Origin of the sequence: Brucella tritici, from assembly GCF_008932295.1 — a bacterium.
GTDB classification, from domain to species: Bacteria; Pseudomonadota; Alphaproteobacteria; order Rhizobiales; family Rhizobiaceae; genus Brucella; species Brucella tritici.
On record NZ_WBWA01000008.1, the window covers coordinates 1 to 15,816 of the forward strand.

A 15,816-nucleotide genomic window follows, 5' to 3' on the forward strand; every position below is an offset into this window, starting at 1 on the left:
ACGCCCTTGCTGTTCGGCTAACGGTTCCCATCACCAGGGCCCGTAGAGGACTTTCACCTCCAAGTCATCGACCGGATACCATCCCGGTCAAACGGTGATTGCGCACCACGCGCCATGCTCGGCGCACCCATAAAAAGAAAGGCGGGCTTCTAGCCCGCCTTTCTTTCTTTAGTTGAACATTTTTTATCAGGATTCCAGATACTTGTTAGGATTGACCGGAGACGAATTCTTGCGCACTTCGAAATGCAGCTTCGGAGACTTCGCGTTGCCGCTCATGCCCGACTTTGCAACTTCTTCGCCGCGACGAACCTTCTGCCCGCGTTGAACCAGAATCTGGCTGTTGTGACCGTAAACAGTGACAAGGCCGTTATCATGACGGATCAGAACCGTCTGTCCGAATTCCTTGAGACCGTCACCGGCATAAATGACGACGCCGTTTTCAGCAGCCTTCACCGACGTACCTTCCGGAACCATGATGTCGATGCCGTCGCTCACCGATGTACCGTCACGCTGGCCGAAGCTTGCGAGAATACGGCCACGTACCGGCCAGCGCATCTGGGAAATGCCGGTTGAGGAAGGCGCTGCTGCCTGATCCTTCTCGGCATCCTCGATCACCTTGTTGCTCGCCTGTGGCGGCGTGTAGGGCTTCACATCTGCATTGGCGGTCGGTGCCGCGGCTGCTTTGGCCGGATTTTCCGGCGGCTGCGAAACCGCTGCAACCTGCGTTGCATTGCCTGCTGCGGCAGAAGGAATGACGAGTGCCTGGCCGACGCGGATAGCGCCGTTCGACAGACCGTTTGCCTTCTTCAACTGCTCGACAGGAACATTGTGCTTCTGCGCAATGGAGAAGAGCGAATCGCCACTCTTAACCGTGTAGGTACCGTTCGGCGCTGGCGGCGTCGTAGCGTTTGCGCCTGCCGAAGCCATATCGTTTGCCGAAGGCTTCTTGCCGTTGACGGCAGGTGCCTGCGGAACAACCGCGATATTGTTATCCGTTGGCCGTGGCATGGCCGGGTTCGTCGGAAGCTGTCCGAGAACCTTTTCCTGCGCGCCATTTACGGTGTTGCGCGTAGATGTTGCCGCGCTGGCAACTTTGGTTTCAGCGGCATTGACCGTGTTGTTCACACGGTTTGCGGCCATATCCTGCGCCTGCCCGACGTGATTCTGAATGTTATTGGATGCCGCTGCGACCGGAGCCTGAACCGACTGTCGTGCTGCCGCCACAGGCGCTGCCATCGGCGCAGAAGACACCGGAGGCAGTGAATTGCGCTGAACGGAACCGCTCGATGCGGGAGCTACGGGAGCCGCAGATGCATAAAGATCGCCAGCCGGCTGCTGTGCGACACGCTGACTGGACGTAGAGCCCGTACTGATACCATCAGTGAAGCGCATCGTATCGGCACTGCACCCGGCACCAAAACCGGCAATCAGAACGATCGCGACATTCCGCAGGAGACGTTCAGACGTGTGCTGCAAAATTTGTAAACGCATGTTCAACTCGCCCATACTCGAAACTCAGTAAGGTGATTAAAACGCGTTAATGTTACTCTCTGGTTAAGAACGGTAAATCTTCGAAAAAAGATTCACCAATTAAATACCATAAGCGCACAAAGCGACCGAAAGCCCTCCCCGGTGCGGACGGAGAGAGCCTGATAGCCATCATTTTGACGAATCGATACGCGCGCCGATCACAGAACGGACGAGACACCCTCGATGAAAGGCTGGTAGCGGACCGCCATCAGGTCCTCCTGCTCGAATCGGCTGCCGACCTTGGCGATGCGGGTCATGACCTGCCGACCATCGCCTGGGCCGATCGGGGCGATCAGCACGCCGTGCGTTGCCAGCAAATCGACGAAATGGCGTGGCACTTCCTCGAAGGCGAGCCAGATCAGGATACGGTCAAAGGGGCCACCCGGCATTCCATGGCGACCGTCGGCATGTTTGACCATGATGTTCTCACGCTTCAGCGATACGAACTGCTGCAAGGCATGGTCACAAAGCTTGCGATAACGCTCAACGGTCGTGACGCGACCGGCCAACGACGACATGACAGCCGCCGTGAAACCCGACCCGGTTCCGATCTCCAGCACCCGATGACCTGGCTCCAGCTTGAGCGCGGCAATGGCGCGGGCCTGCTCATCAATCCCCTCCATGTACTCGCCGCAGTCAAGTGGCGCGGTACGGGGACTATAGGAAAGATGAGACCACGATGACGCGAGAAAGCTCTGGCGTGGCGTGGACTCGATGGCTGCAAAGAGGCGCGGATCGTCAATCCCGTATCCGCGCATTCGCATAACGAAGGATATAAATCCTTCTCTGTCCGAAAGCCGTGGGCGCTCAGACGCTGCCTGCCTCATGCTTCAACCCCAAGTGCTGCGCTCAATTCTGCCCGCACCTTATGCGCGGTCAGATCAAGGTGCAACGGGGTTACCGAAATGCAATCGGAACGAATGGCTGCGATATCGCTGTCGTCCGCGACCGGCGCTTTGCCCCGACCAAAATGCAGCCAGAAATACGGGAAGCCGCGTCCGTCGCGACGCTCATCGAGGCGTGCGTCATGGCTGAGCTTGCCTTGAGCCGTAACGCGCGTTCCCTTGACTTCATCCGCACCGCAATTCGGGAAGTTGAGGTTCAGCAGGACGCCTTCCGGCCATCCTGCTTCCATCAGCTTGCGGATAAGGTCAGGGGCGTGGGTTTCTGCCGTTTCCCAAGGCACGATGCGGCGGTCGCCTTCATATTCATATTCCTGCGACAGTGCGATGGACCGGACGCCGAGCAGCGTGCCTTCCATAGCGCCGGCCACAGTGCCCGAATAGGTGACATCGTCGGCAATATTCGCACCGGAGTTCACGCCCGAAAGAATGAGATCGGGCGCACCCGGCAGAACGTGGCGCACACCCATGATGACGCAATCGGTCGGCGTACCGCGCAATGCGAAATGGCGGTCATCGATCTGGCGAAGGCGGAGCGGTTCCGACAGCGTCAGCGAATGCGCGAGGCCGCTCTGGTCGGTTTCCGGTGCGACAACCCAGACATCGTCGGAGAGCTTGCGTGCGATCCGCTCCAGAACTGCGAGGCCTTCAGCGTGGATACCATCATCGTTCGTCAGCAGAATTCGCACGTCGTCACTCCTTCATTATGGCTATCAATAAATGTGATTCACGCAGCTTTCTCTATCCGCGTGAGGCCGCCCATGTATGGCTGCAATGCTTCAGGAATATGAATGCTGCCATCTTCTTCCTGATAATTTTCCATAACAGCGATCAGCGCACGACCGACGGCAACGCCCGAACCGTTCAGCGTATGCACGAAACGGGTCGATTTCTCGCCTTCAGGGCGATAGCGGGCATTCATGCGGCGTCCCTGGAAATCACCGCAGACCGAACAGCTTGAGATTTCGCGATAGGTGTTCTGGCCGGGCAGCCATACTTCAATATCGTAGGTCTTCTGTGCGCCGAAGCCCATATCGCCGGTGCAGAGCACGACGGTACGGAACGGCAGACCAAGGCGTTTCAGCACTTCTTCTGCACAGGCGGTCATTCGCTCATGCTCTTCAACCGAGCTGTCGGCATCGGTGATCGACACCATTTCCACTTTCAGGAACTGGTGCTGGCGCAGCATGCCGCGCGTGTCGCGACCGGCGGAACCCGCTTCTGAACGGAAGCATGGGGTCAGCGCCGTGTAGCGCTGGGGAAGCGACTTAGTATCGACGATTTCATCTGCAACCAGATTGGTCAGCGGAACTTCGGCGGTTGGAATCAGCCAGCGGCCGTCCGTGGTGCGGAACAGGTCTTCCGAGAATTTCGGCAGCTGGCCGGTGCCGTAGACAGCTTCGTCGCGCACCATCAGCGGCGGCATCGTTTCGGTATAGCCGTGTTCCATGGTGTGCAGGTCGAGCATGAACTGGCCAAGCGCACGTTCAAGACGCGCAAGCGGCCCCTTCAACACGGTAAAGCGCGAACCTGCGAGCTTTGCAGCGCGCTCGAAATCCATGTAGCCGAGCGCCTCACCCAGCTCGAAATGTTCCTTCGGCTGGAAGGCAAAGTTTCGCTGGTTGCCGATTCGACGAACTTCGACATTGTCGCTTTCGTCCTTGCCGAGCGGTACGTCTTCAAGCGGAATATTGGGAATGGTCGACAGAGCGTCGTTCAGTTCCTTGGTCAGGCGACGCTCTTCGTCCTCAGCCTGCGCAAGAAAATCCTTCAACTCGGCAACTTCAGCCTTCAGCTTGTCAGCCGTCGCCGCGTCCTTCGCAGCCATGGCCTTGCCGATTTCCTTCGAAGCGGCATTGCGGCGCTCCTGCGCAGCCTGAACCTTGCCGACATATTCGCGGCGTTTTTCATCCAGCGCCATCAATTCGGACGACAGCGACTGAGCCCCACGCTTGGCGAGCGCTTTGTCGAGGGTTTCAGGGTTTTCGCGAATCCATTTGATGTCGAGCATGGGAAAAGCCGTTTCGTGAAATTGAACAGAAGCGAGGCCGCACAACCTGCGACCTCACAGAATCATAGTGACAAATCAGGACGATGAAGCGTTGTTTTCAGCGTCGGAAGCTTCCTGCGCCTCATCCCGCTTCTTCTCGATCATGCGAGCCACGATGATTGAAACCTCGTAGAGAAGGATTGTCGGCAAGGCAAGGCCGATCTGGCTCGCCGGATCGGGCGGCGTAAGCACCGCCGCGACGATGAAAGCGATGACAATTGCGTATTTGCGCTTGTCCTTCAGGCCAGCCGAGGTCACCAAACCGACGCGAGCCATCAGGCTCGTCACGACCGGTAGCTGAAAAACCAGGCCGAAAGCGAAGATGAGCGTCATGATGAGGCTCAGATATTCCGATACTTTCGGAAGGAGCGAAATCTGCACTTCGCCGCTGCCGCCAGTTTGCTGCATTGCGAGGAAGAACCACATCACCATTGGCGTAAAGAAGAAGTAGACGAGCGCGCCCCCCGTCAAGAACAGGATCGGCGATGCGATCAGGAACGGCAGGAACGCCATGCGCTCATGCTTATAGAGGCCGGGTGCCACGAACTTGTAGATCTGCGCGGCAATGATCGGAAATGCCAGCACGATGCCGCCGAACATGGCGACCTTCACCTGCGTGAAGAAGAATTCCTGCGGCGCAGTATAGATCAGTTCTGCTTTCGAACGATCCATGCCCGCCCAGTCGAGCGCCCACTGATAAGGCACGACGAGCAGGTTGAAGAGCTGTTTTGCGAACGCGAAACAGAAAATAAATGCCACGAAAAATGCCAGAATTGCCCAGATCAAGCGGCGGCGCAGCTCGATCAGGTGCTCAAGCAGAGGCGCTGCGCTCTGTTCGATTTCGTCCTCGTCGCGTTTCACGCTTTGGTTCCTGTCTTCTTCGTGGTCTTCTTGGCAGGTGCGGCAGCAGCCTTGGCTGTTTCCGGTTTCGCCGCTGCGGGCTTTTTGGCAGCAGGCTTTGCGACGGAAACCGCCTTCGGAGCAGCTTTCGCTTTGGCTGTCTTGGCTTCGGTCACTTTGGTTTCGGCCTTCGGTGCAGTCTTTCGGGTCGCCTTCTTGGGCGCTGCGGCTTTTTCCACAGCAGGCGGAACCGGTGCGCCACCGGCATCAACCGGCGTCGTCACTTCAGCAACTTTTTCGGGTGTCGCCGGCGACATGGACGATGTGGACTGGAGGCCGGCACGCAAATCCTCGCCTGCACTTCGAATCGGATCGAACACTTGCGTGATTTTTGAGCGCGGATCGAGCTTGCGGGTCTCATCGATGATGGTTTTGACGTCGTCAAGCTCGGCCTCTTTCAAGGCTTCGTCGAACTGCTGCTTGAACTCGTTGGCGGTCGCACGCATGCGCGCTGTAGCCTTGCCGAATGCACGCAGCATTTTCGGCAAATCCTTGGGACCGACCACCACGATCATCACGATCGCAATAATCAGAAGTTCAGACCAACCGATGTCGAACATATTCTTGATACCCCGCGCAATTCGCGCGCGCGTCCCGTCTTTCGGCGGAAAACCGCACTTGTAAATGGCAAAATATGCTGCGCGCGCTTGCACGTGCGCAGCATGCTTTATCCGTTAGATCAGGACTTGGTGGTTTTCTTGACGTCGTTGACGGTTTCGTCAGCCTTGGCGTCGATCGTACGACCCGCATCCCTGGCTTCATCCTTGGCGTCTTCGTCGGACATGCCCTGCTTGAAGTTCTTGATGCCCTTGGCAACATCACCCATCAGCTCGGGAATCTTGCCGCGGCCAAACAGAAGAAGGACAACCGCCAGGACGATCAGCCAGTGCCAGATGGAAAAGCTACCCATTTTATTCCTCTCATTGCCGCGAACGCGCGGCATGTTCCTGCAATGCCAGTTACGATTTAAGCGCTTTCAACAAATCTTTCAAACAGAAGTGTGACGGTGAACGGCTCTGCAGCAAATAAAATTCACTTGAAAGGGCGGACTGAGACTATTCACCACGTGGGGCGAGCAGGCCAAGGCTCTCCAGATCGATATCTTCGAGCGGCTCTTCGTCTTCCGTCAGCTCATCCGGGTCGATATTCGGCACCGGAACGGCAAAGCTCGACGGCATACGTGCAGAAAGCAGCCCTGCCCCCCGCAGCTCTTCCAATCCGGGCAGATCACGGATTTCAGGCAGGCCGAAATGGTCAAGAAATGTGTCCGTTGTACCGTAGGTAACCGGACGACCGGGTGTCCGGCGGCGACCGCGCAATTTTATCCAGCCGGTCTCCATCAGAACATCCAGCGTACCCTTTGAGGTCTCCACACCGCGAATGTCTTCCAGCTCCGCACGCGTGACCGGCTGGTGATAGGCGATGATGGCCAGCACTTCCATCGCAGCGCGGGACAGCTTGCGCTGCTGCACAGCTTCGCGGCTCATGAGAAAGGCGAGATCGGGAGCGGTACGGAACGCCCATGCGCTACCGACCTGAACGAGATGCACGCCGCGCGTTTCATATATTTTCTGCAAATGCTTCAAAACTGGTGCGACGTCCACATTGGCTGGCAGGCGTTCTGCCAATGCGCGTTCGGAAACCGGTTCGGAAGAGGCAAAGACAATGGCCTCGACAATGCGCGCGAGGTCAGCAAGTCCCTGTGTCGAGACAGAAACCTCTGTTTCGATCTGATCATCGTCACTATCGATTTCAGCCAGATTTCGACGTTCCGCTTCAGACATCCTCGTCCTCATCCAATTCGCTGATATCTCCTGTCGCCCGTATGTAGATCGGCTCGAAAGGAGCGTTTTGCCTGACTTCCAGCTTGCCTTCGCGCACAAGTTCAAGACTGGCGGCGAAGGAACTCGCAAGCGCCGAAGCCCTCTCGCGCGGCGAAAGCGCATAATCGATCAGGAAACGGTCGAGAGAAATCCAGTCCCCCACTGACCCCATCAAACGCACAAGCGCCACCCGCGCTTCCTTCAATGACCAGACTGCCCGCCTGGCAATCTGCACCTGCGAAACGGACTGTCGCTGCCGCTGCGAAGCATAGGCGGTGAGAAGGTCGTATAATGTCGCCGAAAACTGGCTGGTCCTGTCCACCATAACCATTTCCGGCATGCCGCGCGCAAAGACATCCCGCCCCAGCCGGTTGCGATTGACGAGTTTTGCCGCCGCATCGCGCATGGCTTCAAGTCTCTTCAAACGGTAATGCAACGAAGCAGCCAGTTCTTCACCGGTGGCTCCATCATCGCCCTGTTGCTTCGGGATCAGCAGTTTCGACTTGAGATAGGCAAGCCACGCCGCCATGACGAGATAGTCGGCGGCAAGTTCAAGGCGCAAGGCGCGTGCCTGTTCCACGAATACCAGATACTGCTCTGCGAGCGCCAGAACGGAGATACGGGCAAGATCCACGCGCTGGCTCCGCGCAAGGTGGAGCAGCAGATCAAGCGGACCTTCAAATCCCTGCACATCGATGAGAAGCGACGGCTCGCTTTCACTGCGCTCGGAATCGCCCTGCCACAGCGCATCCATCGGCACGAGCGTGCCGTCTTTGCCGTCTGTGTCTGCTCCCGATGCCGCCAAACCCGTTTCCCTGCTGATAAGGTTCACCGGCGGATCAATCCGCCGATGACGTCAGTTTACCAAGTTTTGACGATTACGCTATCAGTTCGAACATGGCGTTGAATTCTGCGCGCAGTTCGTCCTCATCGGAAAGATCGGGGTCGCCCGCATAGACTTCCGCCAGATCGGCACGACGCTTCGCCTTGCCTTCAAGAACCGGCACACGCGCTGCAACCTGCTTCAGTTCTTCCATCACACCTGCGCAATAGAGAACCATATCGCAACCGGCACCGATGATGCCGTCCGCAATATCGCCAAGCCCGCCCGAGAGCGCCTTCATGGAAATGTCGTCGCTCATAACGAGACCGTCAAACTGAATGACATCGCGAATGATCGTATTGATGACGGTCGGCGACAATGTCGACGGGCGCTGCGGATCAATGCAATCGAACACGACATGCGCCGTCATTGCCATTGGCAGGTCATTGAGCGCCTTGAACGGCACAAAATCACGCGCAACCAGTTCATTCAGGGGAACGGTGACACGCGCCAGTTCCTTGTGGGTGTCTGCAAACGCACGACCGTGCCCCGGCATATGCTTGACCACAGGCAGCAAACCGCCGGCAAGCAGACCTTCAGCAGCAGCTCGCCCCATCTCGGCAACCGCGTGCGGATTCTTGGAATAGGCCCGGGCACCGATAACATCATGTGCGCCTTCTACGGGTACGTCCAGAACCGGCAGGCAGTCCACATTGACGCCAACCTTCAGCAAATCGAATGCGTGCAGGCGGGCATGAAGCCATGCAGCGCGCAGGCCAGCTTCGCGATCACGCGCATAGATCGCACCGACTTCCGAGGCCGAAGGATAGTTTGGAACGAGCGGCGGGCGAAGGCGCTGCACGCGTCCACCTTCCTGATCGATGAAAACCGGCGTCTGGTGCCGGCCCGTCAGGTCGCGCATATGCGCCGTCAGCTCGGAAACCTGTTCCAGACTTTCGACATTGCGCGCAAAAAGAATAAAGCCCCATGGTCTTTCATCGCGGAAAAACGCGATTTCGTCCTCGGTCAGTTTCGTTCCCGACACACCGGCAATCCATGCCTTGCACTCTTTCATGCGCTCTTCCCCAAAATTGTCTGGAAATGCTGTACTCAAACAACCCTGCCCCGGTTTAACCGAAAAAATCAGGGCTAGTGGCCTGATTTTGACATTTGCGTCCCTCGGATATGAGCGCCGGGCAAATGTCGAAATCAAAAAGACCACTAGTAACTTTATGAATCTAGTGGATTTTTCAAATTTGACGTTTGAAACGTGATTTATATCGGACGGGTATCAAACGTCAAATTCAATCCACGAGATAGTGAACCAAGAAAAAGGGCGACCGAGGCCGCCCTTTCAATAATCAATGTCTGACAAATCACTGCGTCACAAAGCAGCTGCCGCCAGCGGACTTGAGGCGTCCGCAAAGTGCCGATGCATCTTCCTTGGAGCCGCCCTGAACGCGGACACGATAGTAGGTGCCCTTGCCCGGAATGTCGGCACGCTTGATGTCGACGCTGCGGCCACCGATCACGCTGCCATACTTCTGGGCCATGTTGGCATAGGACTTCTGTGCCAGCTCGGCTGATGGCTGCGACGCAATCTGGATGAAATAACCGCCTGCACCTGCTGCCGACGCAACCTGCGGCGCTGCCAGAGCTGGAGCAGGATTGGCAGCAGCCGGGGCCTGCGTGCGCTGCGGAACATTGCCGACGATGTTGACCGGCTGTTCAGCAGGCCGTGATGGCACCACCGGAGCACGGACAGGAAGACGCGGCGCTTCCGCAGCCGGCTGAGGCTGTTGTGCCTGCGGAGCCGGTGCAGGTGTTTGCGCAGCCGGTTCTGCAGGTGCATTGCCAGCGGCCAGCGCAGCGATTTCATCGCCACCGGCAGGAGCCACCGGCTGAGCAGTATTGTTTGCCGGAGGCAGTTGCGAAGCGGTTTCCTCCGGTGCCGAAGAAGGCTGGACGATAGAACCATCCGGGCGAACGATCATGGTTTCCACTTCGCGCGGCTGGACCAACGGCGCATTGTGGTTCGCGTTCTGATTCTCGACCGGGGCATTGTTCGCTACGGGCTGCTCGTCTGGCGTATTGTCCGCCATGTTCTCGCTGTCATCAGTACCGGAAATATCCACCGGCTCTTCACCGGAAGTAATCAGGGACTTTTGTTCCGGATTATTCGGCAGCGTACCCGCAACGCGATCATAAACCGCCTTGTCCTGGTTCGGCACTGTGGCACCGCCCGGATTTTCCGGCTGCATCTTGATCGGCTGATTGTCGGCGCGAATCACAACCGGTTCACCGGAGCCGCTTCCTCCGAGGAAATGATAGCCGATCCCGCCAAGAAGCACCGCCACACCGGCCACGCTGGCCAGAATGAGGCCGCGACGGCCACGAACCGGACGATTGCGATAGGCCTCGGCGGCGCTGCCAAGATCGTCTTCCGCCTGCATCGCAGCGCGTTCGCCATAGTCGCCGCCTTCAAGGGTCTGTGCGCCCTGGGCTGCCCAATGATTGTAGAAGTCGTCTTCATTGCCCAATGGATTGGAGGCTTTTGACTGCGCTGGCGCCTGGGCCGTTGCCTGCGAGCGGCCATATGCCCCCGCAGCAGCGGCAGCACCAACGCCCATTGCGGCAGCGCCCACGGCAGCACCGAGGCTGGCACCGGAGTTTGGCAGATAGCTCGAAGCGCTTTCGCGGAATATGTCCTCAAAAGCCCTGTCAGCTTCGCTCTGCGCGTCGGTTTTAGCCGTTTCATCCACACCGACCGTATTGAAGACCTCGGCGAATTCCGCTTCGAGATCAGTCAGTCCGGCATTGGTTTCTTCTTCGCCGTAATTGATTTCCGGCAAATCGAGGGAATGCGTCTGCTCGACTTTTTCTTCGGCCACGCTCAAGGTTTCGACTTCGGGCGCAGGCGCGCTGACCGCAGCCGCATGAGTACTGCCGAACTGCGAGAATGAAGCCGGAGACGAGCGGTAATCGTCGTCGGAGCGTACCGCATGTGCATAGGCGGTGGCTTCTTCTACAGGTTCCGAGCTCAGATCGAGATCGTCTTCCGTGAAGAAATCATCTTCGCTGAAAACATTCTCGTCCTGAATGCTGGAAACATCGCCAGACGTTTCAAAACCAAAATCATCTTCCGAAAGGCTGATTTCATCCAGCTCCGAAAGATCGTCTTCCGTGCCTTCGGCAGCGATTGCGGCGGCTGTTTCCTCGACATCGAAGGAAAAGTCGTCTTCGAAAGAGAAATCGTCCTCGTCATCAAGCGAAGGCGCTGAAACCGCAACAGGTGCAAAATCAGCCTGCGGCGCGGTTGCTACCGTGTCCTGCCCTGCAACGCCTGAGGAGAAATTGCTCCGCGTATAGTACGGATACCCCGCAGGCACAGTCTGAGGCTGAGCGGCGTAGGTTTCGACAGCCGCAGCCGCCTGTGGCGCGGCATCATAAGCTGGCTCATCAAGTCGCAAATCGTCGAAATGCAGGTCTTCCAGCTCCTGCTCGTCCTGATATCCGATATTCTGCACGGGCACCACGTCGTGGTGGACGTAGGGTTCCTCTGCAGGCGCGATATGGGACGCGACTTGGGAAAAGTGGGTTTCGTCGTGAGACACCGGCTGCGGCTCGTCACCGAACAGGAGATTTTCCAGTTCGTCCTCAAGCGAGACCGGCGCTGTGACGGCAGCATAGGACTGCTCTGCTGGCTCGACAGCCTGAACGTTCCAGTCATGATCGCGCGCAGGCTGATAAGCCTCTTCATGCGGCTCAATGGCTGGCTGATAGATCGTCGGATCGTAATCGGTCTGATCGATATGAAGCGGTTCGACAGTCTCCCGGCGAACATAGACCGATGATGATGCGGCATAGCTCTCATCGTTCGAATCGCGCGCAGCCGAATAATCGCTGTAGTCGAATTGCGGCACCGGTTCGCTACGATCAGCTTCTTCAAACTCAAGTGCTTCGAATGAGGGCGCTTCCAATTCCGGCGCCTGCTCATCTTCATCCATTTGAAGATCAAGCTCGTCTTCCAGAGCCGAAGCAAGTTCTTCCTCATGAATCAGAGGTTCATCCAACAGATGAGAATCATCGTGCGTGGGCGTCGCTGCGAACTGTGACTGGTCCGTAGGCTGAGAATAATCATTGAAGTCACCGAGCAATTCGCGCTCCAGATCCAGTGATGGATCGAAGCCCGGCTCTGTCCGGTTGTCTTCAAAGTAACTAGGTCGGCGCTCATTCCAAGCGACGTTGTCATCAGCAGGCGTGCCGAAGTCCATGATCCGTGACAGTTCCATCAGTGGATCGTCTTCGTGCAACGGACGCTCGCCGTAATTACGGGGATTTGCACTGCTGTCCGTCATGGCGTGTTCCTAACTCAAACCCTGGACGTCGCAAGACGTCTCCATACATTGCTTTTTAGCGAGGCAATGTGGGCAAAAGTTGACGGAAGTTTCCTGCGCCAGAAGGAAGACCAATGACTTGCGTTCATTATGGCCTTCCACCTGTTCGACTTGCCAACTTTTGCCTTCAATCAGTCTTTCGACCTGAAAAGCTTTGTGACAGCCGCCTGATCTCCGAACTCATCTCGAACCGCATAGCGCGGCCCGCACACTGCGGAGACCATTCTTCGAGTATAATCCGTCTCAAACGGCATTCACCTTCGAACTATACTCTAGCGCATTTCCGTTGGAGCATCCGCACCGATTATCGTCAATCCGGAAGTCAGCACATCGGAAACAACCTGTACCAGCCCTAGCCTGGCTAATGACAAGTCTGGATCGTTAACCTTAATAAAACGTAAGTCCGGGTTCTCTGTGCCTCTATTCCACTGCGAATGGAACGCGCTGGCGAGGTCATAAAGGTAGAAAGCAAGCCGATGCGGCTCCTGATGAACGGCTGCAGCCTCGATCAGACGCGGATATTCGGCCAGCTTGCGAACGAGTGCAATTTCGCTTTCGTCGGTCAGCTTGTCGAAATGCGCAGCCATGCCGACTCGGTCGAGACCAGCGAGACCAAGCTGGTCCGCAGCCTGACGGAAAACCGAATGGCAACGTGCGGAAGCATATTGCACGTAGAAGACGGGATTATCCTTGGACTGCTCCGTCACCTTGGCAAAATCAAAGTCCAGCGGCGCATCGTTCTTCCGGTAAAGCATCATGAAGCGAACCGGGTCACGACCGACTTCGTCCACCACATCGCGCAGCGTGATAAACTCACCTGACCGCTTCGACATGCGCACAGGTTCGCCATCGCGGAAGAGCTTGACCAACTGGCAGAGCAGCACCGTCAGCTTGGCCTTGCCGTCGGAAACAGCTCTTGCGACCGCTTCCAGACGCTTGACGTAACCGCCATGGTCGGCGCCCAGTACATAGATCATCTCGTTGAAGCCGCGGTCGTACTTGTCCTTGAAGTATGCCACGTCGCCCGCAAAATAAGTGAAAGCCCCGTCAGACTTCATCAAAGGACGATCGATATCGTCACCCACTTCCGTCGAACGGAACAAGGTCTGCTCGCGATCTTCCCAGTCTTCCGGCAACTGCCCCTTTGGCGGCGGCAGCTTGCCCTTATAGACATGGCCCTTGAGCGTCAGATCGTTGATTGCATTGCGAATCGCCCGTGCGTGATCGACATGCAGCTTGCGCTCGGAGAAGAACACATCATGGTGCACATTGAGCGCATCCAGATCGGCGCGGATCATCGCCATCATGGCATCGATCGTGCGATCCTTTACGAGAGCAAGTGCTTCGGCTTCCGGCATTTCCAGAAGCTTCGTGCCAAACTCCTTGGCAAGTTCCTGCCCGACCGGAACGAGATAGTCTCCGGGATAAAGACCAGACGGAATTTCGCCGATATTTTCGCCGAGTGCTTCGCGGTAGCGCAGCATGACGGATCGTGCCAGCACATCGATCTGCGCACCGGCGTCGTTGATGTAATATTCCTTGACCACATCATAGCCAGCGAATTTCAGCAGATTGGCCAACACATCGCCGACGACTGCGCCACGGCAATGACCGACATGCATCGGGCCGGTGGGGTTTGCCGAAACATATTCGACATTGACCTTCGATCCTGTGCCAAGCTTCGAGCGACCGAAATCCGTGCCTTCGTTCAGCATCGCGGAAAGTTCGCGCTGCCAGTAGGTAGCCTTCAGACGCAGATTGATGAAGCCCGGACCGGCGACATCGACAGTTTCGACATCTTCGTCTGCGGCAAGGGCCTCGGCGATACGACCGGCGAGCTCACGTGGGTTCTGGCCGACAGCCTTGGAAAGCACCATCGCAGCATTGGTGGCAATATCACCATGGGAAGCATCTCGCGGCGGCTCGACACCGATGCGCGAAAGATCAAGTTCGCCACCGTCTTTCGGTTTCAGATCAATATCTTGCAACGTCTTTTTGATACGTGCGTCGAAATCTGCAAAGATATTCATGGTCTGTCCTGTCAGGCTTACGCCGGGCTTTTAGTCCTGCTTTTCCGGTGTCGGCTCGTTCAAAAAAGTGCGGAATCCAGTCAATTTTCCGATAGATGCCGCTTCGTTTGGCCCCGATTAAGCTAAATCGGGTGTGTGGTCAAACAATCGTCGGTGTTCTCGCACGGCATAATTGTCAGTCATCCCCGCCAGATAGTCGGCAACCCGCCGCGCCCGAGCCGCCTCATCCAGCGTCTCGCAGCCCGATTGCCACTCTGGCGGCAAGATCGAGGAGTTGGCGAAACAGGTATCAAAGAGGTCCTGCAATATCTTGTCGGCAGCATGCCTGCGCACCACGACGCTGTCGTGGAAATAGAGGTTCTTGAACAGAAACCGCTTCAACACCTTTTCGTCGATGCGCATGGCATCGGAAAACGCCACCAGTGCATGCGACTGGCCGTGCACATCTTCCACGCTCTGCGGCTTTGCCGCTGCCAGACGACGTTGGGCCTCTTCGATCACATCTTCCACCATGATGGTGATCTGCCTGCGCACCAGTTCATGTCCGGTTCGCACGGGATCAAGATCCGGATAACGTGTCCGCACGAGATCGAGCAGGCGCTTCGTCAACGGTACTTCGTCAAGAGCTTCAAGGCTCAAAAGCCCTGCCCGCAGACCGTCATCAATATCATGGGCATTATAGGCAATATCGTCGGCAATGGCCGCACATTGCGCTTCCAGACTGGCGAACCGCGTGAGCTCCAGATCATAGCGTTCATTGAAATCGAGAATCGGCAATGGAACAGCAACATCCGGATGCGTCGCAAACGCGCCCAACAGAGGCCCGTTGTGCTTGACCAACCCCTCCAGCGTTTCCCACGAGAGATTAAGCCCGTCGAAATCTGCATATCGATGTTCGAGCTTGGTCACGATCCTGAGCGACTGCGCATTGTGATCGAACCCACCAAATGGCTTCATGCGCTCGTTGAGCGCTTCCTCCCCGGTATGACCGAAGGGTGTGTGGCCAAAATCGTGGACAAGCGCCACCGCCTCGGCCAGATCTTCATCGAGCCGTAATGCGCGAGCCAAGGCACGCGCAATCTGGGCAACTTCTATCGTGTGCGTAAGACGTGTGCGGTGATGATCGCCTTCATGAGCGATGAAAACCTGCGTCTTATGTTTCAGACGACGGAACGCCGTGGAATGGATGATACGGTCGCGGTCGCGCTGAAACGGTGTACGGGTTGGGCTTTCCGGCTCTGGTACCAGACGTCCACGGCTTCGTGCAGGATCACAGGCATAGGGCGCGCGTTCGCGATAACCAAAGCCTATTCCTTCCAGCGACATTGCGATGCATCCTTCACTGTAATATGATTACACAA

General features: G+C 57.0%; 13 protein-coding genes. All 13 read right to left on the minus strand.

What is annotated here, in order from left to right; all coding sequences use genetic code 11:
* Positions 1-186: 186 nt before the first annotated feature.
* The 13 genes from dipM to F9K91_RS10330 all read right to left on the minus strand — a co-directional run bounded on the left by dipM (position 187) and on the right by F9K91_RS10330 (position 15,781).
* Positions 187-1,506, minus strand: coding sequence for a cell division endopeptidase DipM (gene dipM, locus F9K91_RS10270; protein WP_061346417.1), 1,320 nt, complete (start codon positions 1,504-1,506; stop codon positions 187-189).
* A 182-nt stretch (positions 1,507-1,688) separates the two neighbouring features.
* The gene (locus tag F9K91_RS10275; RefSeq protein WP_061346418.1) at positions 1,689-2,357 is read right to left on the minus strand and encodes a protein-L-isoaspartate(D-aspartate) O-methyltransferase; all 669 of its coding nucleotides are present in this window, start codon (positions 2,355-2,357) and stop codon (positions 1,689-1,691) included.
* Positions 2,354-3,121 carry a 5'/3'-nucleotidase SurE gene (gene surE, locus F9K91_RS10280; protein ID WP_061346419.1) on the minus strand — a complete coding sequence of 256 codons (768 nt, stop codon included), beginning with the start codon at positions 3,119-3,121 and terminating at the stop codon, positions 2,354-2,356. The genes F9K91_RS10275 and surE overlap by 4 nt, the downstream gene beginning before the upstream one ends.
* Before the next feature lie 38 nt (positions 3,122-3,159).
* A complete protein-coding gene (gene serS, locus F9K91_RS10285) occupies positions 3,160-4,443 on the minus strand; it encodes a serine--tRNA ligase (protein WP_061346420.1) in 1,284 nt (427 codons plus the stop codon).
* A gap of 75 nt (positions 4,444-4,518) precedes the next feature.
* Positions 4,519-5,343 (minus strand): twin-arginine translocase subunit TatC, encoded by an 825-nt coding sequence (tatC, locus tag F9K91_RS10290; protein ID WP_151557408.1) that lies wholly within the window; start codon positions 5,341-5,343, stop codon positions 4,519-4,521.
* Positions 5,340-5,942 (minus strand): Sec-independent protein translocase protein TatB, encoded by a 603-nt coding sequence (gene tatB, locus F9K91_RS10295; protein ID WP_151557406.1) that lies wholly within the window; start codon positions 5,940-5,942, stop codon positions 5,340-5,342. Before tatB ends, tatC begins: the two co-directional genes overlap by 4 nt.
* A gap of 119 nt (positions 5,943-6,061) precedes the next feature.
* The gene (locus F9K91_RS10300; RefSeq protein ID WP_151557404.1) at positions 6,062-6,292 is read right to left on the minus strand and encodes a twin-arginine translocase TatA/TatE family subunit; all 231 of its coding nucleotides are present in this window, start codon (positions 6,290-6,292) and stop codon (positions 6,062-6,064) included.
* Between the two features lie 145 nt (positions 6,293-6,437).
* Positions 6,438-7,166 carry an SMC-Scp complex subunit ScpB gene (scpB, locus tag F9K91_RS10305; RefSeq protein WP_151557402.1) on the minus strand — a complete coding sequence of 243 codons (729 nt, stop codon included), beginning with the start codon at positions 7,164-7,166 and terminating at the stop codon, positions 6,438-6,440.
* Positions 7,159-8,010 (minus strand): segregation and condensation protein A, encoded by an 852-nt coding sequence (locus tag F9K91_RS10310; RefSeq protein WP_151557400.1) that lies wholly within the window; start codon positions 8,008-8,010, stop codon positions 7,159-7,161. The genes scpB and F9K91_RS10310 overlap by 8 nt, the downstream gene beginning before the upstream one ends.
* A 73-nt stretch (positions 8,011-8,083) precedes the next feature.
* The gene (gene nagZ, locus F9K91_RS10315; protein ID WP_151677749.1) at positions 8,084-9,103 is read right to left on the minus strand and encodes a beta-N-acetylhexosaminidase; all 1,020 of its coding nucleotides are present in this window, start codon (positions 9,101-9,103) and stop codon (positions 8,084-8,086) included.
* A 301-nt stretch (positions 9,104-9,404) separates the two neighbouring features.
* On the minus strand, positions 9,405-12,386 hold the full coding sequence (locus tag F9K91_RS10320; RefSeq protein WP_151677750.1) for an SPOR domain-containing protein: 2,982 nt from the start codon (positions 12,384-12,386) through the stop codon (positions 9,405-9,407).
* A 311-nt stretch (positions 12,387-12,697) separates the two neighbouring features.
* Positions 12,698-14,455, minus strand: coding sequence for an arginine--tRNA ligase (gene argS, locus F9K91_RS10325; RefSeq protein ID WP_151651451.1), 1,758 nt, complete (start codon positions 14,453-14,455; stop codon positions 12,698-12,700).
* A 117-nt stretch (positions 14,456-14,572) separates the two neighbouring features.
* Positions 14,573-15,781, minus strand: a complete 1,209-nt coding sequence (locus F9K91_RS10330; RefSeq protein WP_151557392.1) for a deoxyguanosinetriphosphate triphosphohydrolase — start codon at positions 15,779-15,781, stop codon at positions 14,573-14,575.
* Positions 15,782-15,816 lie beyond the last annotated feature (35 nt).